Source organism: Lysinibacillus canaveralius, from assembly GCF_047301505.1.
Classification (GTDB): Bacteria; Bacillota; Bacilli; order Bacillales_A; family Planococcaceae; genus Lysinibacillus_B.
In genome coordinates, this window is record NZ_CP154840.1 from 3,749,191 (window position 1) to 3,767,821 (window position 18,631).

Genomic DNA, 18,631 nt, shown 5'->3' on the forward strand with positions numbered 1-18,631 from the left:
CAAATCGAGGTGATTATATATGCAGCTTAAAATGTCCACTCATCAGGAATATATTAGCCAATTATATACTCAAGGCCAATTTAAACAAATGCTTCAGTATGGGAAACAAGCCTTGTCGCTGGCTTTAAAAAATCAGTGCTACCCTGAAGCGTTGGCATTCTATCAGGACATCTTAGAAGCCTATGACAACTTAGGCAATACCTCTTTATTGTACGAAACGCTGCTTGAGTATGAGAAGCTGTGTAAAGTTCATGGCAGCTTGAAGGATAAAATGCATTACTACCGCTTTTCAGGCATTTTTCACGGCATTACAGATAATAAAGAGTTTGCGCTTAAATCATACAAAGCCGCCTTGCATTATGCCCATGAGCTGAAAGATTATGAAGTGATTGCTTCTTGCTATGCCCTGATCAGCAATGTATTAATCGATAGGGAAGAAGAGCAGCAGGCAATGTTCGGTGTGAAACTGGCCCATCATTACAGTCAGCATATTCTAGATGACAAAGATGCTATTATACGTATGAATATTTCTCTTATGTACACGTATGCTCAAATGGCAAGACAAGAGGAATTTATGGAATTACGGGAGTCGACAAAGAGGCTGATTGGCGATCGACCACTGCAGTTTCACTTTGCAAGAATGATGTTATTTGAGGGGAACTTACTTTATAATCTCCGCGATTTTGAAAAAAGCAGCCTGACATTTAAAAAGGCACTGGAACTGCTAAACGCAGAGGAGCACCTTCTTTATCTTTGCTATATTTATCATGACATTTTAAAGCGCCAATTAGATGCCTATTTTCCAAAGGGCTATATACGTACGCAGCTGCAGCAAATTGAATCACATCTTCATGAATGGCATCTGCGCTCTTCCGGAGAAGGCCAAGCATTCAACTATAGCGTCGGTCTCCCGTATGAAAACAGCGATATCCTATTTGATTCTTTATCACTTATGAACCTTCCGCAGGTGAGTGAAATGACGAACAAAAAGTTAGCGCAAGGAGAAAGCTGCGTGTGCATTCTTTTCTCAGTTTATGAAAAAGACGCTTTAAAAAATATAGAAGGTTTACAATCAAATTATCAATTAACTTACGCTGTATTTGTGATGATCCAGGAGCACTTAAAAAATACCCCTCACCTCTTCACCCATACAGGACACGGGGAAGGGGTTATCATTCTTTTTAATGATACAGATGCGGAGCAAGTTGTATATTCAATTTACCAAAACGTACGGAATATGGCTGCTGCAACCGATTCACCTTTAGATCCCCTGCCGATTCATTTTGGGCTGGCTTACTCAAAAGAGATTACTGCACCCGCTTTTGATACGCTTTATGCAAAAGCAAGCGCCTGCCAGTATTATGCAAATTCTACTAATAAGCTGTATGTTCTATAAATTTACTCAAAAAACTCCCTGTATTGCCTTATGAAGACAACTACAGGGAGTTTGCTTTTTCACCAACTATTAAAAATCAAAATTGTCCGGATCAGCACTTGTTCGGTGGAACGTATTCAGGGCTGTAATAGCAGCTACTTCATCTGTAGCTAAGCTGAAATCAAATACTTCTAAGTTTTCCTTGATACGCTCAAGTGTTACTGATTTAGGGATAGCAATATTGCCGATTTCTAAATGCCAGCGAAGCACAATTTGAGCAGGTGTTTTGCTATATTTTTCTGCAAGCTGCTTTACAACAGGATGTGTAAATACAATTCCTGTACCAAGCGGTGCCCATGCTGTTACGGCAATATTATGCTCTGCACAGAAGGCACGTAAACTGTCCTGTGATAGGGATGGGTGGCATTCTACTTGGTTAACCATCGGCTTTACATTTGCTGCTGCAAATACTTCTTCTAAATGATGCTGATGATGGTTGGACACACCAGGCACGCGGATCAGCTTTTCTTCATACAAGCGCTCAATCGCTTTATATGTGTCAGCAAGTGTCGGCTTTGGCCAATGTGTCAAATACAAATCCACATACTCTAAACCTAATTTGTTCAATGACGTTTCAAAAGCACGCAGCGTATTATCGAACCCTTGATCAGAATTCCAGACTTTTGTTGTAACAAAAATCTCTTCACGTGCGATACCAGAATCTTTGATTGCTTGTCCTACAGCTTCTTCATTCTGATAGATAGCTGCTGTATCGATTGCCCGGTATCCGGCTTTTAGTGCCTCAGCCACTCCATTATAGGCAACTTCATGCTCCTTCATTCGGAACACACCATAGCCGATACGCGGCATCTCGACCCCATTGGCTAATGTAATCGTCTCAGTAATTGTTTTAGCAGTTGTCATAAAATCCCCCTTTTCCTATTACAAAACTTATTATAAAGCAAGCCTCCAAAAATTTCGATAACCGAATTAAAAATACAAATGGAAATTTTCCGGACTTTTGCCGAAGCGTTGATTACGATTCAGTCCATTTAATGCATTCATGTCCCCAGCTGTCAGCTCAAAATCAAAAATATTTGCATTTTCTTCGATCCGGGAGGGCGTTACCGACTTTGGAATGACAAGAATATCATTTTGTACATGCCATCGAAGAACGACTTGGGCTGGTGATTTGCCGTATTTTTCACTAATTTTCAGGATCACTTCATCCTGTAATACTCCCCCGCGTCCAAGAGGTGACCACGCCGTGACAGCGATATTACGTTCCTTGCAAAATGCGCGCAGCGGTTCCTGAGATAAATAAGGATGCGCTTCAATTTGATTAACCATTGGCGGCGTCTGTGCTGCCTTCAGCACCTCTTCAATGTGTCGTTCGTGATGATTTGAAACACCTGGAACACGAATTAGTTTTTCGTCATATAATCGCTCAATTGCGCGGTAAGTTTCTGCATACTTTCCTTCCACGGGCCAATGTGTTAGGTAAAGATCGACATAATCCATGTTTAGCTTTTTCAGTGATACCTCAAAGGCACGCAATGTGTTATCAAACCCTTGATCGGAATTCCATACTTTTGTCGTAACAAAGATAGATTCTCGCGGCACGCCTGAATGACGGATTGCCTCTCCTACCTGTTCCTCATTGTCATAAAGTGATGCTGTATCAATTGCACGGTATCCCACCTGCAGAGCCTTGGTAATAGCCTCAATCGTTTCCTGCGGGTCTGTCATTTTATAAACACCCAGCCCAAATATCGGCATTTCAATTCCATTGGCTAATTTTCTAGTTGTTTGCAAATCCATACTATTCACTCCTTCGCGGTAATAATTTCATTATAGCAATTTCAGCGTGGTCATGAAATTTACAAGAAAACAGTTGCAAAGTTCTCTAAAAACGAATATTATATTAAATGTTGTTAAAAATGTTCGTGTTTTAAGGAGGATTACTTCTATATGTTTCGACTGAAAGAAAACAATACAACAGTAAAGACGGAAATGTTAGCGGGTTTAACTACATTTTTGACGATGGCATACATCGTTGTCGTAAATCCGATTATTTTAGCTGATGCCGGTGTACCAATTGATCAAGTCTTTATGGCTACAATTATTTCTGCCATCATCGGTACTGCCTGGATGGCACTTATGGCCAACTATCCAATCGCTATCGCCCCCGGTATGGGATTGAATGCTTATTTTACTTATGCAGTTGTGATCGGCTCTGACGGGGCAATCGATTATGTGACAGCCTTTGCCGCTGTATTCGTAGCCGGTATTATTTTTGTCATTTTAAGCTTGACGCCGTTCCGTGAAAAGCTCATTATGTCGATCCCTAAAAATTTAAAGCTGGCCATTACAGCTGGTATCGGGCTTTTCATTGCCTTCATTGGTCTGCGCATGTCCCAAATTGTTGTGGCAAATGAATCAAATCTAGTAGGGTTGGGAGATTTATCAAACCCTTCTGTTCTGCTTACTTTATTTGGACTCGCACTGACAGTGGTGTTGATGGCCCGAAATGTCAAGGGAGCCCTATTTATTGGGATGGTCGCTACAACTATCGTAGCTGTCCTTACAAACCAATTAAAGATCGAAAAAGTAGTAGCGATGCCGCATCTTCCTGAAGGGATCCTGGTGTGGAATCCAATCGCTGCCATCGGAGATGTCATCTCCTACGGACTATACGGCGTTGTCTTCTCCTTCATTTTAGTTACTCTATTCGATACGACGGGTACAATGGTCGGCGTAGCAAGACAAGCTGGTCTCATGAAGGGAGAAAATTTACCAAGAGCGCGTCAGGCGTTACTTGCAGACTCGATTGCTACTACTGCCGGTGCTATGATCGGTACAAGCCCGACAAGTGCCTTTGTTGAATCATCTGCAGGTGTAGCAGCAGGAGGACGTACAGGATTAACGACATTGACTGTTGCGGCTCTGTTCCTTGTATCTTCATTCTTTGGGCCATTGGTTGCTTCTATCTCCGGCGTAGCTGCTATTACATCTCCAGCATTAATTATTGTTGGAAGCTTGATGATCGGCGCTGTGAAGCAAATCGAGTGGGATGATTTTGATGAAGCTTTCCCGGCATTCCTGGTTATCTTAACGATGCCTTTGACTTCAAGTATCTCTACAGGTATTGCCCTAGGGTTTATTACTTATCCATTAATTAAATTGGTGAAGGGAAAAGCAGGCGATGTACATCCCCTTCTTTATATCTTTGCCATCCTATTTATCATTCAATTAGTATTTCTGCCTCACTAATAAAAAGAGTGCTCTTGCCCTATGGCGGAGCACTCTTTTTTCATTAACGACTATTCGTTATTGTAGAATTATTTCGTTTTTTAAAGGATTTATAAGCACAAAGTAGAATAGTTAACGGAGTTACACATTTTTCCTACAAGGGGGATGAAGGAATATGATGGACACACAGTTACTATTAACAGGATTTTTAAAGCGTGCCGAACGGTTCTTTCCTAATAAAATGATCGTCTCACGCACAAGCGACACGATGACGCACCGTATTACTTATGCTGAATACGTTAAGCGTACCCGTCGTCTGGCTGATGCTTTAACAAAGCTCGGTATGACAAGAGGAACCAAGGTTGGAACATTCGCCTGGAACCATCACCGCCACCTCGAAGCCTATTTTGCTATTCCATGTTCGGGAGCTATTCTTCATACGATCAATATTCGCTTAGCACCTGAGCATATTATTTATATTATCAATCATGCCGAAGATGAGATTTTGTTAATTGATGGCGACCTTTTCCCGCTGGTGGAGCCTGCACTTAGCCATCTGAAAACAGTTAAACATGTTGTTGTTATGCGTGATGATCATGTAGTACCTGAATCTAGCTTCAAAAATGTCCACTCCTACGAGGCTTTACTAGCAGAGGCAGATGAGAACTTTGAGTTCCCTGAGGATTTGGATGAACAGATGCCGGCAGGAATGTGTTATACATCCGCCACAACAGGTATGCCAAAGGGAGTTGTCTACAACCATAGGGGTATCGTTCTGCACAGCTTGGCTCTTGGGCTCGCGGAGTCATTTGGGGTTAATGAACGGGATGTAGCGCTGCCGGTTGTTCCGATGTTCCATGTAAACGCCTGGGGCTTCCCGTTTGCAGCAGTCAATTATGGGCTGACACAGGTCCTACCTGGCCCGATGTTTACCCCTGCACTATTACTGGATCTATTTGAAAAAGAGAGGGTTACGGTCACAGCAGGCGTCCCTACGATCTGGCTCGGTGTATTGAATGAGCAGGAAAAAAATCCGCGTGATCTATCATCCCTTCGACTAATCATCTCTGGCGGCTCTGCATCTCCGAAAGGGCTAATTAAAGCCTATCATGAAAAGCATAACATCCCTTATTTAAATGCATACGGAATGACCGAAACATCACCGCTAGTCAGCATGTCATACCCGCTTTCTACAATGGATGACTATTCCGCTGAAGAAGTAATGGATCTTCGCACAACACAGGGGCTGACATCCTCCCTTGTTGAAACGGAAGTCGTCAATGAAGACGGCCCTGTTCCATGGGATGGCAAGACAATGGGTGAACTGCGCATCCGCGGTCCTTGGATTGCTTCTGAATATTATAAGGATGAACGCTCATCGGAAGCCTTCCGTGATGGCTGGCTGTATACAGGCGATATTGCTGTATTAACGAAGGAAGGCTATATCAAAATTACCGACCGAACAAAAGATTTGATCAAATCGGGTGGTGAATGGATTTCCTCAGTCGATTTAGAAAATGCCTTAATGTCCCACCCTGCCGTATTTGAAGCTGCCGTAGTGGCCATTCCACATGAAAAATGGCAGGAGCGCCCGTTAGCATGCGTTGTATTGCATGAGGGAGCTGCAGCTACAAAAGAAGAGTTACTGGAAGCCCTTCGTGGTCAGTTCGCTAACTGGTGGATTCCAGACGATGTCGTGTTCCTAAACGAAATTCCAAAAACATCTGTTGGAAAGTTCCTAAAGGCGAAGCTTCGCGAAGAACTGAATGATTATAGGCTGCCGTTGTAGGAAGTATAAATTCCTAAATCAAAACAAGGAGATTCCCCTATTTGGGCATCTCCTTGTTTTACTTGCCTATTCTATTTTCCATTTCTTTCACTGGATGCTTCCCTTCTCTCCTTCACAGCTAAAAACTAGCTTTTCCTGCCAGCGTTCATCGATCTTCATCATCGAACTGCTCTGGATCTGATTCTCTTCCATCCTCTTCTAACTGCTTTTCATCCCGGAGATGCTCCATCTGCTTTCCAAGATTCTTGAGCTCTTCCATCGTATTTGCCATATTACCGTTCACTACTTGATCTTTGTCCCTTTCCATCCTTATCCCTCCTTTTTACACTATTCCCTAGTTTCTTCAGTTGAACCATTTTTGCCACAAAATATTATTGGTAAAGCCTTGTTAGATAGGATATACTGATAAAAGAGATTTTCAATACTTAAGGAGGGTGCTTCCATGAAATTATTATTAATTCTTGGTGTATGTGCTGCATTCTTAACTGCAATCTTCACAGCTGGTTACGAAGGTAAACCTTTTTCTAAAGAAAACTAATTCGTAGCTATTGCTCTTAAGAGACGACCGTGTAAAGCGGTCGTCTTTTTTTCTTGACGCCATTCGATTAAGCCACTACAATAAGTTACATAAAGTAAGTAACTATAAAATAATAATTAAGGAGGGGCACTGTTCCCTATGGCTACACATTTCCATAAAAAACCGAATTTATACACTTCTCATGTACAATTAAAAGTTTCCGATCTTGAACGCTCCATTGAATACTACACAACCATTATAGGCTTTCAGGTACTAAACCAAACGGAAAAGACTGCGTATTTAACAGTTGATGGCGCATCCAGCTTGATTTCGTTAGTAGAAGTAAAAAATGCTATTTTCCCCCAAGGCTTCACAGGACTGTATCACTTTGCTCTTTTATTGCCGACACGGAAGGATCTCGGCAACATCGTGCAGCATTTTATTCAGCACAATGTACGTCTTGGAGCAGCAGACCACGACGTAAGTGAAGCGCTCTATCTTAATGATCCTGATGGAAATGGGATTGAAATTTACATTGACCGCCCTGAACAGGAATGGTCATGGACGCAGGAAGGTCTGGTCCATATGACAACCGATCAGCTGAATTTCCAGCCGATTTTAGCAGAAGCAGATGGCGCATGGAATGGTCTTCCAAACGGTACAGTGATGGGCCATATTCATTTGTCTGTAAGTGACTTAGAAAAAACGGAGGAATTTTATACACGCTTACTGGATTATGAAGTTGTGTGCCGATACGGAGGGCAGGCGCTATTTATTTCTACCGGCAAGTACCACCATCACATTGGGCTGAACACTTGGCAAAGCAATGGCAGACCTGCTCTGCCTGATCATGCAGCAGGTTTAAAATCTTATACAGTTGTATTGAAGGATGAAGCATACGCCAATTCCGTGAAAAATAAACTGCAATCAGCCGGGCTGTTGGCAGAGGCAGCTGAAGATGGACCATTATATGGCGGCAAGCAGCTTTTTTCTACAGTCGATCCAAACGGTATTCGTATCATTTTTACAATAGAAGGAAACTAGTAAAAAGAAGGTAAGAGGCTATCCAAGCGATAGCCTCTTTATTATTTCTGGAAAAAAGTTTTCAAAAGAAGAAAAATCCATCTTATTTCTATTTAAATCAATGTAATTTTGAAACTTTTTCCTGTTTTCATTCGTTTTAGATAAAACGATTTAAAGGGGGGATGAAATGGATTCTACTCACCTTTCTTCCGCTAAACAAAACATAACGCAAGTCGAATGGCTGGAGTATTTGATGGATACGTATGGGGATGCCTTAACAAAGCTCTCCTATAGCTACATTAAGGATATAGGAAAGGCACAAGAAATTGTACAGGACGTATTTCTTCTATGCTATGAACGTTTTGAAGAACTGCAGCAAATTACTTCTTTGAAAGCGTGGTTGTATAAAGTAACAATTAACCGCTCAAAGGATAAGCTGAGAAGCGGCTGGATGAAACGGGTAATCTTAAACAATTTCATCCCTGCCTATACAAAAGCACCTAATTCTACAGAACAGGCATTTATTAGACAGGAGGAGCACCACGATTTACTAATGCTTGTGCTGAATTTGCCAATCAAATATCGAGAAACTTTACTGCTCTTTTATTATGAGGATTTATCAATTGCTGAGATATCTTTTATGCTCCAGCTTAATGAGAATACGGTAAAAACAAGGCTGAAGCGAGCACGTGAGTTATTGAAACAGCTAGTAAAGGATGGTGATTTCAGTGGATGAGCAGCTTAAAACACTGAAAGAAAAACAGAATCAACAGGCACTGGCGCATATCACTTTTACCCCTCAAAATAAGCAGGCTGTGCTGGGCAGAGCTAACCGGAAAAAGTGGCGATTTTATTTTACCCCTCAGGCAGTTCTTATCCTTTTCAGTTTATTTGTGATATGCGGCTTATACTTTTTTATTCCTGCAAGTGCCCCTGAGAAAAGGGCTGTTGAAACAATTTCAGATATTGATACACCGGAAAGTCTTCAAAAAGTGGCAATAACAGGCGAACTATTCACGATTGAATGGCTGTCCGATTCCATGGATAGAGGGAATCATGACTACGTTACTTCCTACCATTCACCGCTTGTTATTGATCCAAGTACTGCGAATTTTAGCCGAGGCGATGTCGTGTACTATAAAATAGCTGCTACTGAGGCTAATTCAAATGCGACAGCTCAAAATATAGGCCGTATCGTTGGTCTGCCTGGAGAGACGATTGAAATTATTAAAGGCCATGTTTGGATAAACGAAAGAAAACTCTCAGCCTTCTATTCAGAAGCGACAATGCATGGGCTGACCGAAGAAGCTTATTTTGAAAAGGTAAACGCAAATAATATTGCAGATGAAGAAATGACTCGTAAATATTTCTCTACTTCCATGTCTCCTGTGACTCTTGGAAAGAATGAAGTATTTGTACTTGTCGATCAATGGTGGCGCGGAATAGACAGTAAAGACCATGGTCCTCTTCAAACAGAGCAAATCATCGGATTAGTGAAAGGGTATGCACAATAAAAAATGGTCATTCCGCTTGTATCGGAATGACCATTTCTTAAACCCCGCTCTTTTCCAAAATCACACAGCAGCATGTGCAGCTGTCAAAGTTCGTTTTTCCTGTAAAAGCTTCGGCATATCGAATAGCCTCCTCGCAATTGGCATGCATGCCTAAGGCAATGGTGTCTTCGGCTTCAGGAGAGCGGGAGCAGTCCGGAGCATGTACTTGATGGTTCCCTTCGGCATTTATATTCTGATTATAAAAATAATACGTCAGCATCGTAGTCCTCCTACATCGGTTTGAAATAATTATTTACTAAATGATTTAATAATTAGTAAATTCCTCATCGCTCTCTCCTGTAAACTATTTTTCCTGGCTTTCAAACAGATACCTATTCCCCTGCTTTCCAAAGTACAGTTGATTTACATTTATCTTTCTATCCGTTTACCAGCCCTTTTCTATTAGGAAGGCCGGCAAGTATAGCAGCAGTTTGATGATCCATACTACTTAAGAAAGGATGTGATACTGTTGGAAGACGCACAATTTGCCCAGCTTAACCACGAAAAACTAGATGAAATCAATGCGCTGGAAGATAAACTTGGAGTTATTCTTATTGCTTATGATGCTTCAGCTAGCTCAAATCCATTCCCTGCTGACAAGCAGCCGCCGGATGTCATCAATCCTTCATAATCTAAAACTTCCCCCTCATTTTCACACCATTCTTTTGAAGGATGGTGTATTTTAGAGGAATCGCCTTCTACATAACCTCTTTCTTTATAAATAAAAAACAGCAGGAGAAAATTCTTCCCCCTGCTGTCTGTATATCCCTGTATCCTTTTACTCTATTTAAGTCCCGGGTAGCCCTGCTGCCGAAGCGCCTCATAAATGACAATAGCGGCTGTATTAGATAAATTCAATGAACGAATGTGGTCACTTTGCGGAATACGGAGACACATATCCCGCCGCTCGTATGCGAAGTCTTTCGGCAGCCCCGTCGTCTCTTTTCCGAACATAAAGTAAATGTCTCGTTCCCTATCGCTGAAGTCATGTGTTGTAAACGGCTCTTCACTATATGTTTCAATTAGATATAAATCGCCCCCGTCAGAATAGGCAAGGAAATCCTCTAATGAATCGTGATAAACTACATTTACATGCTCCCAATAATCCAATCCAGCCCGCTTCAGCATCTTATCATCCGTTGAAAAACCAAGTGGACGAATCAAATGCAGACTTGTATTTGTTCCTGCACAAGTGCGAGCAATATTTCCCGTATTTGCAGGGATTTCTGGTTGATATAAAACTACATGTAACGGCAAACTAAAGACCTCTTTCTTATAATAGTGCTAATCCCTTTTCTATTTCCGCGAGCACCTCAGCATCCATTTCACGCTCTTTTGCTCCTTGAAGAGCGAGTCCGGCCTCATGCCCGCCGATTTTACCAAGTGCCCAGGCTGCTGTCCCTCTAATAACAGGGCGCTCGTCCTTTTTCAGCACATTAATCAGCTCAGGTACTGCTGATTGTTCCTTAAAATGTGCTAGTGCCAATATTGCATTTCGCTGAATAGGCTTCTTCCCTCGCCAAGAACCAGAAACATGTCCAAACTTCGCTTTAAATTCCTTATTCGAGATGGAAAGGAGCGGAGTCAATAATGGTTTCGCAATTTCCGGGTCTGGAGTAAATTCTTCATGTAGCCAGTTTGCTTTCCCCTTATTTTTGGGGCATACTGTCTGGCATGTATCACAGCCGTACAAACGATTCCCAATTTTACCGCGGAATTCGTCCGGTAAAAAGCCCTTCGTCTGTGTCAGATAAGCAATACAGCGCTGTGAATTCAGCTGCCCAGGCGCTACAATGGCTCCCGTCGGACAAACATCTAGACATAGCGTGCAATCGCCGCAATCGTCCTCAATAGGCGTATCCGGCGCAAACGGAATATTTGTGATCAGTTCTCCCAAATAAACGTAAGAGCCGAATTCCGGTGTAATAATGGAACAGTTTTTCCCGCTCCATCCGATGCCGGCACGCTCTGCTACAGCACGGTCCACAAGCTCTCCGGTATCGACCATTGATTTAATACGAACATCCGGAATCCGTTCCTTCAGCCATGCTTCTATCAGCTGCAGCCTTTCCCTGACAGCTACATGGTAATCAATGCCCCATGATGCTCGGCAGAAAATTCCTCGGCGCTCACCTTTCTTTCCTGCAGGAGCATCCTTCATTTTCGAAGGATACACTATGGCAATTGCAATAATACTCTCTGCATTGTCCAATAAACGAAGCGGCTCCGTTCGAAGCTCAACATCCGATTCTTCAAATCCTGACTGAAAACTGAGCTCCTGCTGGCGGCGCAATCTATTTTTTAACTCATGAAACGGCGAGGCAGTAGTGAAGCCGATCTTATCAACGCCAATCGACTTAGCATATTCAATTAACTGTTCCTGCAAAGCTGCTATACGCATTTCCTCACCTTCCTTATGGTACAATAAACTAAAAATCCTGAGGTGATACTATGAACATTACGCTCGATACATCTCTTCTTGAAAAAGTGCCTGCTATGAAAATAGGCCTTATCCATTATACCAAAATTACCGTCTCTGACTCTCCTCAAATGATTAAAGGACGTATACAGCTCTATCAGGAAAATTTATTCTTTGAGCTTCAGGATGTACCTGTAGCAGAGCGGCCAGGCATCAAAGAATGGCGGGCACTCTGGAAAGCTTTCGGTGCTGACCCGAACCGTTACCGCCCTTCAGCTGAAAGCCTGCTGCGCCGCATTGCCAAACAACAGTATCTCACACCGTTTCATTCGGCCGTAGATATTAATAATTTCTTCTCACTCCAATATGAGATCCCTGTTGGAATTTATGATACTTCTCACTTAGAAGGAGATATTACACTCGCTTTGGGGGATGAGGAAACCAGCTATGACGGGCTGAATGGCCGATCCATCTCGCTGAAGAACATTCCATATTCAAAAGATGCTGCCGGAGCATTTGGAAGTCCTTATGTAGATTCTATCCGTACAGCTGTTTCGGAAAACACAACAGACGCGCTGCATATTTTTTATCTCCGCCCATCTATCGATGAAGCTGAGGCGAGACAATTGCTTACTTCTTCCGGTAAAATGTTTACACAAGTAAATGGCGGCGATTTTGAATTTGCCATCCTGTCTGCCGCCGGGCCAACGACTTCCCTATAAGGAGCGATTGAATGATTTCATTAGCAGAAGCAGTTAAATTAAAATCAATCTTAAACAAAAAGAAGCAAGAGTTGATTTCCGAAATTCATAGCGTCTCTCATGCAATTGTAGAAAAAGGCGAAGAGCCGAAAATTCCAGATCGGACATTAAGCCAAATTGATGCTGAACTAGGGGATATACGCCGCGATGCACGTATCCTTGACCGCCTGATTTATGAGGCGAATATCAAGAATTCTATTGAATTCGAAAACGAGACTTATACATTGGTAGAAGCGATTGAACTTGCCATCCAATTGCGTGCGCAAGCCACTCTTTATAAGGAGCTTGGATTATCCGAGAAAGAATCCTTCTTCCATGGTTCAGGAGATACAATTTTTTACCGCGTTTCCTTGTATGACCCGAACGAATACCGGGTAAAGGCGAACGAGCTTGAAAAATCCGCTCACCGTCTATCGAACGCGATTAATGCAAAAAACTATCAAGTCCAGCTCGATTTTGACGACTCAAAATATTTCTAGCCCGGCGCGGTGAGAGTCCAACCCGGGTTGCTGCGGGTGTCCTCATGCATTTTTGCATATCACAATTTAGTTGCTATATGCAAACCAATGACCAATAACCTGTTACTCCGGTTACCTTTAACAAATGACCAACTATTGCTAAAGTGACCTATCGTAATTTCGTTTATATTGACATCCGTAGCAAAAAAGGGTGTGGCCTTAAACAGCCACACCCTTTTCTATTCAACCCCCGGTAAAATGCGCAGTACCTTTTCGTCTGCATCTAAAATTGCCTCTACCCCTAAAGGAATGGCCACATTCGGCTTACAGTGTCCAATCTGGAAGCCAGCCAGTACAGGCTTATTCAGCGGTATCAAGTATTCACGCATAATATCGAGCACCTCTTCATATGTCTCCTCTTTACCAAGTTCAGTAAAGCTGCCAATCACGAAGCCTGCCGCCTGTTCAAGCTTACGGGCCTGCCGCAATTGATTCATCATTCCATCAATATGCTCCAGCGCTTCCTTGATATCTTCCAGCACAATAATTTTCCCTTGAGCATCAAATTCAAATTTTGTCCCGAGTGTTCTCACGATGCGGTTTAAATTTCCTCCTGTCAGCTCACCACGCACAACGCCTCCGGAAATTGTTTCTAGTGGGCTGATCATCTCACTATACTGAATTTCCAACGGTGAAAATAGCTGTTGGAACATTTTAGCCGACAATGCATCCATTGCCTCCTCTCCATTGGACAGCATCGGCCCATGGAATGTAACAAGGTTGGAAAACTCATTAACAGCTAAATGCAGCGAAGTGACGTCTGAAAAACCCCAAATAACTTTTGGATTTTCTTCTAGCAGCTGATAGTCGATTTGATCGACAATTCTCGCTAAACCATAGCCGCCTCTTACACAGAAAATACCTTTTACCTCGGGATCCCTTATCATGGCATGAAGATCTTCCAGACGATCCTCATCTGTTCCAGCCAGCATTCCATCCGGCAACCCGATTGTTTGTCCTAGCTTATAGTGAAGTCCTAACGACTCGATAAATGCTGTCTTCGCCTCCAGCTGCTCCATTTTCAATGGGCTGCTGAGCGCTACCAGCCCTACCGTATCACCTTGTTTTAATCTTTGCGGGCGTATTTTCATCCTTCATTCCCCCTTCTTGTCATCCATGCTATTTTACCATAGGAAGCTCATTGCAATCTGAACCTTTCCATTCCTATAATATATGTAAGTTGTTAAAATCGTTTATCTTCTTTCGGCAGATGCTCTTCTTTTCATCGAAAGAAAAGAATGGCACACCGAAAAGTACTAAATACAGAGAGGAACTTTTTATGAATTTTCCACCGCAGCTACTGCTCGTTCTAGCTACTATATTATGGGGCGGCAACTTTGTCATCGGCCGTGCTGTTGCTGGAGATATCCCGCCATTGACACTTGCCTTTCTTCGCTGGTGTGCAGCCTTTGTTGTCTTTTTCCCGCTTGTCTACCGGAGAACAAGGCAAGAATGGCCCATGATTCAGGCGAACTGGCCGGCTGTTATTGCCATGGCCATAACAGGGGTTGCCTCCTTTAACACCCTTGTGTATATCGGACTTCATTATACAACGTCCATTAATGCATCGCTGATGAATTCATCGACACCGATTATTATATACATACTATCCTTTATCTTTTTAAAGGAACGTCTTTCCAAGTTTCAGCTAGCAGGAACGACCCTGTCGCTGATAGGCGTGCTGTTTATTATTTCCGGGGGCTCTATAGGAAGCCTGCTTTCGTTCTCCTTTAATAAAGGAGATCTGATCGTCCTTGCTGCTGTCTTTTGCTGGAGTATCTATTCATTGCTCGTCAAACAGTATGCAGGACGTCTGCCAGGCTATTCTACATTTCTGGTCACTATTGGACTGGGCATTGTCATGTTACTGCCCTTCACGGTATATGAATTGATGACGACCTCTGCTTCTATTAACTGGTCCTTTGGCACGGTTGGCGCTATTTTCTATGTAGGGATTGCCGCCTCGATTGTAGCCTTCTTGAGCTGGAACAGCGGTGTAGTCGCGATAGGACCAAATAGAGCGAGCATCTACCTCAATTTCATCCCTCTTTTTGCCGCTGTCTTTGCTATCCTCTTCTTAGAAGAGCAAGTGATTGTTGCCCAGTTGATTGGTGGTTTGGCAGTGATTGGCGGCGTTGTGCTGTCTAATAAAAAATAAACGGAGCAGGGGCTATCCTTGCTCCGTTTATTTTACCCCTGTATAAATAACTGTCACGTCGCTGTGAAGATGCAATGCACTGGCTGGAAACTGTTCTGTAACCTCTCCTGTACGAAGACGGTCATAGGCTTCTCTTTTGGAGGCTCCAGAAAGCAGAAGAATAATCTTTTTAGACTGCATAATAGTTTTGATGCCCATTGTTATGGCATGCTTCGGCACATCCTCCAGGCGTTCAAAATAGACCTTGTTTGCCTCCCGTGTAGATGCCGTCAACTCCACAACATGTGTCGTGTTTTCAAAAGAAGAGCCCGGCTCATTAAAACCGATATGACCATTTGTCCCGATCCCCAGCAGTTGAATGTCAATCCCGCCCGATTCCTCGATCTGCCTTTCATATTCTCTTGCTGCCTTTTCCAAGTTTGGTGTATCGCCATTCGGTAAATAGATGTTTTCTCGTTTTATATCAATATAGTTAAATAAATGTTTCTTCATATAGTGATGATAGCTTGCTTCACTTTCAGCTGTTACCCCTACATATTCATCCAAGTTAAAGGATACAGTGCGGGCATACGAAACCTTTCTAGATGTATAGCTCTTTACAAGCTCTTTATAAAAGCCTTCAGGTGTTCCGCCTGTTGCCAACCCTATCACACTTTTACTGTTATTCTTGATATGGTTGATGAAAAGATCAGCAGCCATTTTACTCATTTCCTCATAGCTTGCCGTTTCAATCCATTTCATGCCACCATCCCTTTCTTAATCTATACTTCACATCATGGTAGAGTCATTACCTTAAACAAGAAAGCGTAAACAGCAGGACATTTGAAGAAAGAAGCTCTTGATAAAAACAAAAGCAAGGGAAGAAGCATATGTCATTTTGCTATGGCTGCCTGGACGTTATTCACACTGCACATGTTTATATATTCCCCGGTAATAAAAAAATACCGCCTTCCCTATTTGAATAGGAAAAAACGGTCCTAAATACGTGAGCTCCTTTCCCTTCCCTTATAAATAGTGAAGGGTGGGCCCGCATTTATTTTTTATTTTCTATTATTTCATAATACAACGTTAGCTTTTGTGAATTCATTTCCATAATATGATTGGAATAGTGACTCGCCATATTTTTCATGACAACTTCATATGCGTCATGATATGCCTCGTTCATTTTCTCTTTCGTTTGAATAGACTCATTGATTGCTTCAATGATATCCCCCATTTGTTCTGATGTTTCTTGTTGAACAGCGCTTTGCAGCTCACCGCCTAATTGGCGCAGCTCCTGTATTTTTGTAATAAAGGAGTTTGCTTTATATGATAAATCCTCATTCATAAAAAACTGGTGAAACATTGTTTGCTGTGGCACGATTCATCACCCCGCTTCAATTTTCTCGGCAAGTTCTTGGTCAAACTTGAAATAATCTTCAATTGTCTTTTTTATCGTTGCCATCGCCTTTCGACCTTGTTCTATTTCCTGTTCATAGTAATGAAACATGTGTTCAAAAGAAGACTTGAAATTTTCGGCAAGCGGCGGGATATCTTCATGTACATTGATTCCTGTTAAAACATATTTCTGGTAGGCATCATACGTAAAATTCCCAAGCAAGTACTGATACTTGGAATAGTTCACTTCCATATCGGTAATTTTTTCTACCAGCCTCGCCTTTCTATTTTCAAAGTCCTGCAGATAACTTGTTTCATAGTCCGACTTCAGGCGCCCCAGCACTGCCTCTTTTTCATCATAGATAGCCATTCCTGTTGTATAAATACGCACAGCGGAGGAAAGATTGATTTTTACCTTTTGCCCCTTGCTTGTCACGGTCATAAACAGGTCTTTTCCTTTGTATTCCTTCCCTTTTTCTGCCGCTAAAGCTTCTAGAAGATTATAGATTGAATGTCCATCAACACTTTTATTTAAGGCTTCCATTAAATCACTTAAGCTCATCTGGATTGTATCTAGATGACCCGTGATACTGTTCCATTTCTCTTTGATTGTCTTATAGGCATCAATGATATCCATAATCTCACCAATTGTCGTCAAATTCGGTTCAAGCGCTTTGTTTATCGCATCTACAATATCCTGCAAATCTTTTTCTATGCCTTCTACTGCACCTAGAATAGCTGCCTTTTGATCTTGGCTGACATAGCCGTGCTTTACCATGGCACTTAAAATGGGATCTAAATTCTTATGGATTACTGATAAATGTGTCAGCAACTCAGGAATTTTCTTACTCATATTTTGAAGCATAGGAATCCCTTGGCTGATTATTTGAGGCCCATCCTTAACATGGTCCCAAAAACCGTCGTTCTCCATTACCTGATCAATCAGCTTGAGATCAATACCTGTCATAGCTGCAACGGCTCCGTCAAATCCTTTATTATTGTAATCGGAAGCGTATTTGGCCATATACATTTGAATCGCCTGGATATCCTTATCCGGAATTTCTCCTAAAATATTACCAATCCCAGCGAAGTCCGCCATCGTGTCAATCGGCTCGCCATGCCCAACCGTAATGAAACCGCGGATATTTTCACTCACCGCCAACATCATATCTTCCTCTGCTACTAGACGGTAAATATCATCGCCTGCTTCCTTGTAGTATTCTTCAGTGAATTGTACAAGAGCATCTGGGTCGACCGTGTAGATTTCGTTAAATTTGAAAGGACTCAAATCAAATTTCTTAACCAGTTCTGCACGAAAATCAGTATCACTATAGGCCAGTTGATAAACAGTTGGCTGTGCAGCATTAATGGTATATACTCTTTCAAATTCCTGATCAAGGAGTTGCTGCATTTGCTTCGTATTGCCGCCTAACGAGTGACCAAGACCATACTTTTCTAAACCTATATCACTATCTTTGGTTTTATTCTCTATAATAGATGTGACTTCTGTTTCAAATAATTGTGCATCACGATATTGCCCATTATTCTGCCCAACAAAAATACCAAATGTATTGTACATCCAGTCCTCCGGGCGCCAGTTATCTTCTTCTTTCATTTCGCTGCCGCGCGCGATGGAGTACACTTGATTGACTCCTGTACCTTCATCGAAAAAATGAACGATCGTCCCATCAAATCCATTTTCCCCGATTTCCAGCTTTTTACTGTAATCACTTGAATGATATAACTGGATATCAACCGTCAATTCTTTGCCGGTTTCCTCAAAATATATTTGCTTTATCGCCTCTTCTGACAATTCGCCGTATTCCAAATCTACAATTCGTCCACGCAGCTCATCTGAAAATAGAATTTCTTCCACAAAATCACCTCTC

At 42.2% G+C, this 18,631-nt stretch carries 20 protein-coding genes; 10 read left to right on the forward strand and 10 right to left on the reverse strand.

Annotated features, from left to right (window positions below; translation table 11 throughout):
- Nucleotides 1–19 precede the first annotated feature (19 nt).
- Nucleotides 20–1,396, forward strand: a complete 1,377-nt coding sequence (locus AA0Y26_RS18955; RefSeq protein ID WP_413363586.1) for a hypothetical protein — start codon at nucleotides 20–22, stop codon at nucleotides 1,394–1,396.
- Between the two features lie 69 nt (nucleotides 1,397–1,465).
- Here the strand turns inward: AA0Y26_RS18955 and AA0Y26_RS18960 are convergent, their stop codons facing one another.
- Together AA0Y26_RS18960 and AA0Y26_RS18965 are read right to left on the reverse strand one after the other, a co-directional pair.
- Nucleotides 1,466–2,299, reverse strand: a complete 834-nt coding sequence (locus AA0Y26_RS18960) for an aldo/keto reductase (protein ID WP_413363587.1) — start codon at nucleotides 2,297–2,299, stop codon at nucleotides 1,466–1,468.
- A gap of 66 nt (nucleotides 2,300–2,365) precedes the next feature.
- Entirely contained in the window at nucleotides 2,366–3,196 is an 831-nt protein-coding gene (locus AA0Y26_RS18965) for an aldo/keto reductase (protein WP_413363588.1), read from the reverse strand.
- Between the two features lie 150 nt (nucleotides 3,197–3,346).
- Between AA0Y26_RS18965 and AA0Y26_RS18970 the strand changes: the two genes are divergently transcribed.
- A complete protein-coding gene (locus tag AA0Y26_RS18970) occupies nucleotides 3,347–4,648 on the forward strand; it encodes an NCS2 family permease (RefSeq protein ID WP_413363589.1) in 1,302 nt (433 codons plus the stop codon).
- Between the two features lie 154 nt (nucleotides 4,649–4,802).
- On the forward strand, nucleotides 4,803–6,416 hold the full coding sequence (locus AA0Y26_RS18975; RefSeq protein WP_413363590.1) for a long-chain fatty acid--CoA ligase: 1,614 nt from the start codon (nucleotides 4,803–4,805) through the stop codon (nucleotides 6,414–6,416).
- A gap of 145 nt (nucleotides 6,417–6,561) precedes the next feature.
- On the opposite strand, the gene AA0Y26_RS18980 is transcribed toward AA0Y26_RS18975, so the two are convergent.
- The gene (locus tag AA0Y26_RS18980) at nucleotides 6,562–6,723 is read right to left on the reverse strand and encodes a multidrug ABC transporter ATPase (protein WP_413363591.1); all 162 of its coding nucleotides are present in this window, start codon (nucleotides 6,721–6,723) and stop codon (nucleotides 6,562–6,564) included.
- 369 nt (nucleotides 6,724–7,092) lie between these two features.
- Between AA0Y26_RS18980 and AA0Y26_RS18985 the strand changes: the two genes are divergently transcribed.
- The 3 genes from AA0Y26_RS18985 to lepB all read left to right on the forward strand — a co-directional run bounded on the left by AA0Y26_RS18985 (nucleotide 7,093) and on the right by lepB (nucleotide 9,470).
- On the forward strand, nucleotides 7,093–7,977 hold the full coding sequence (locus tag AA0Y26_RS18985) for a VOC family protein (protein ID WP_413363592.1): 885 nt from the start codon (nucleotides 7,093–7,095) through the stop codon (nucleotides 7,975–7,977).
- A 166-nt stretch (nucleotides 7,978–8,143) separates the two neighbouring features.
- Nucleotides 8,144–8,692: a sigma-70 family RNA polymerase sigma factor gene (locus tag AA0Y26_RS18990; protein ID WP_413363593.1), complete on the forward strand. Its 549-nt coding sequence runs from the start codon at nucleotides 8,144–8,146 to the stop codon at nucleotides 8,690–8,692.
- Nucleotides 8,673–9,470, forward strand: a complete 798-nt coding sequence (lepB, locus tag AA0Y26_RS18995; protein WP_413363594.1) for a signal peptidase I — start codon at nucleotides 8,673–8,675, stop codon at nucleotides 9,468–9,470. Before AA0Y26_RS18990 ends, lepB begins: the two co-directional genes overlap by 20 nt.
- 37 nt (nucleotides 9,471–9,507) lie before the next feature.
- Here the strand turns inward: lepB and AA0Y26_RS19000 are convergent, their stop codons facing one another.
- Nucleotides 9,508–9,729, reverse strand: a complete 222-nt coding sequence (locus tag AA0Y26_RS19000) for a hypothetical protein (protein ID WP_413363595.1) — start codon at nucleotides 9,727–9,729, stop codon at nucleotides 9,508–9,510.
- A gap of 249 nt (nucleotides 9,730–9,978) precedes the next feature.
- Between AA0Y26_RS19000 and AA0Y26_RS19005 the strand changes: the two genes are divergently transcribed.
- Nucleotides 9,979–10,140 (forward strand): uroporphyrinogen-III decarboxylase, encoded by a 162-nt coding sequence (locus AA0Y26_RS19005; protein ID WP_413363596.1) that lies wholly within the window; start codon nucleotides 9,979–9,981, stop codon nucleotides 10,138–10,140.
- A gap of 152 nt (nucleotides 10,141–10,292) precedes the next feature.
- Here AA0Y26_RS19005 and trmL read toward each other — a convergent pair whose 3' ends face one another.
- Entirely contained in the window at nucleotides 10,293–10,766 is a 474-nt protein-coding gene (trmL, locus tag AA0Y26_RS19010; protein ID WP_413363597.1) for a tRNA (uridine(34)/cytosine(34)/5-carboxymethylaminomethyluridine(34)-2'-O)-methyltransferase TrmL, read from the reverse strand.
- Between the two features lie 16 nt (nucleotides 10,767–10,782).
- Nucleotides 10,783–11,910: a tRNA epoxyqueuosine(34) reductase QueG gene (queG, locus tag AA0Y26_RS19015; RefSeq protein WP_413363598.1), complete on the reverse strand. Its 1,128-nt coding sequence runs from the start codon at nucleotides 11,908–11,910 to the stop codon at nucleotides 10,783–10,785.
- Between the two features lie 50 nt (nucleotides 11,911–11,960).
- On the opposite strand from queG, the gene AA0Y26_RS19020 reads away from it, so the two are divergent.
- On the forward strand, nucleotides 11,961–12,650 hold the full coding sequence (locus tag AA0Y26_RS19020; RefSeq protein WP_413363599.1) for a B3/4 domain-containing protein: 690 nt from the start codon (nucleotides 11,961–11,963) through the stop codon (nucleotides 12,648–12,650).
- A gap of 11 nt (nucleotides 12,651–12,661) precedes the next feature.
- Nucleotides 12,662–13,168, forward strand: coding sequence for a hypothetical protein (locus AA0Y26_RS19025; RefSeq protein ID WP_413363600.1), 507 nt, complete (start codon nucleotides 12,662–12,664; stop codon nucleotides 13,166–13,168).
- A gap of 218 nt (nucleotides 13,169–13,386) precedes the next feature.
- Here AA0Y26_RS19025 and AA0Y26_RS19030 read toward each other — a convergent pair whose 3' ends face one another.
- The gene (locus AA0Y26_RS19030) at nucleotides 13,387–14,298 is read right to left on the reverse strand and encodes a S66 peptidase family protein (protein WP_413363601.1); all 912 of its coding nucleotides are present in this window, start codon (nucleotides 14,296–14,298) and stop codon (nucleotides 13,387–13,389) included.
- A gap of 188 nt (nucleotides 14,299–14,486) precedes the next feature.
- Between AA0Y26_RS19030 and AA0Y26_RS19035 the strand changes: the two genes are divergently transcribed.
- Nucleotides 14,487–15,365, forward strand: coding sequence for a DMT family transporter (locus AA0Y26_RS19035; protein WP_413363602.1), 879 nt, complete (start codon nucleotides 14,487–14,489; stop codon nucleotides 15,363–15,365).
- Nucleotides 15,366–15,392: 27 nt separating this feature from the next.
- Here the strand turns inward: AA0Y26_RS19035 and nagB are convergent, their stop codons facing one another.
- The 3 genes from nagB to AA0Y26_RS19050 all read right to left on the reverse strand — a co-directional run bounded on the left by nagB (nucleotide 15,393) and on the right by AA0Y26_RS19050 (nucleotide 18,618).
- Entirely contained in the window at nucleotides 15,393–16,106 is a 714-nt protein-coding gene (nagB, locus tag AA0Y26_RS19040; RefSeq protein WP_413363603.1) for a glucosamine-6-phosphate deaminase, read from the reverse strand.
- Nucleotides 16,107–16,398: 292 nt separating this feature from the next.
- Nucleotides 16,399–16,692, reverse strand: a complete 294-nt coding sequence (locus tag AA0Y26_RS19045) for a hypothetical protein (protein WP_413363605.1) — start codon at nucleotides 16,690–16,692, stop codon at nucleotides 16,399–16,401.
- Between the two features lie 39 nt (nucleotides 16,693–16,731).
- Nucleotides 16,732–18,618: a DUF6792 domain-containing protein gene (locus tag AA0Y26_RS19050; RefSeq protein WP_413363606.1), complete on the reverse strand. Its 1,887-nt coding sequence runs from the start codon at nucleotides 18,616–18,618 to the stop codon at nucleotides 16,732–16,734.
- Between the last annotated feature and the right edge of the window lie 13 nt (nucleotides 18,619–18,631).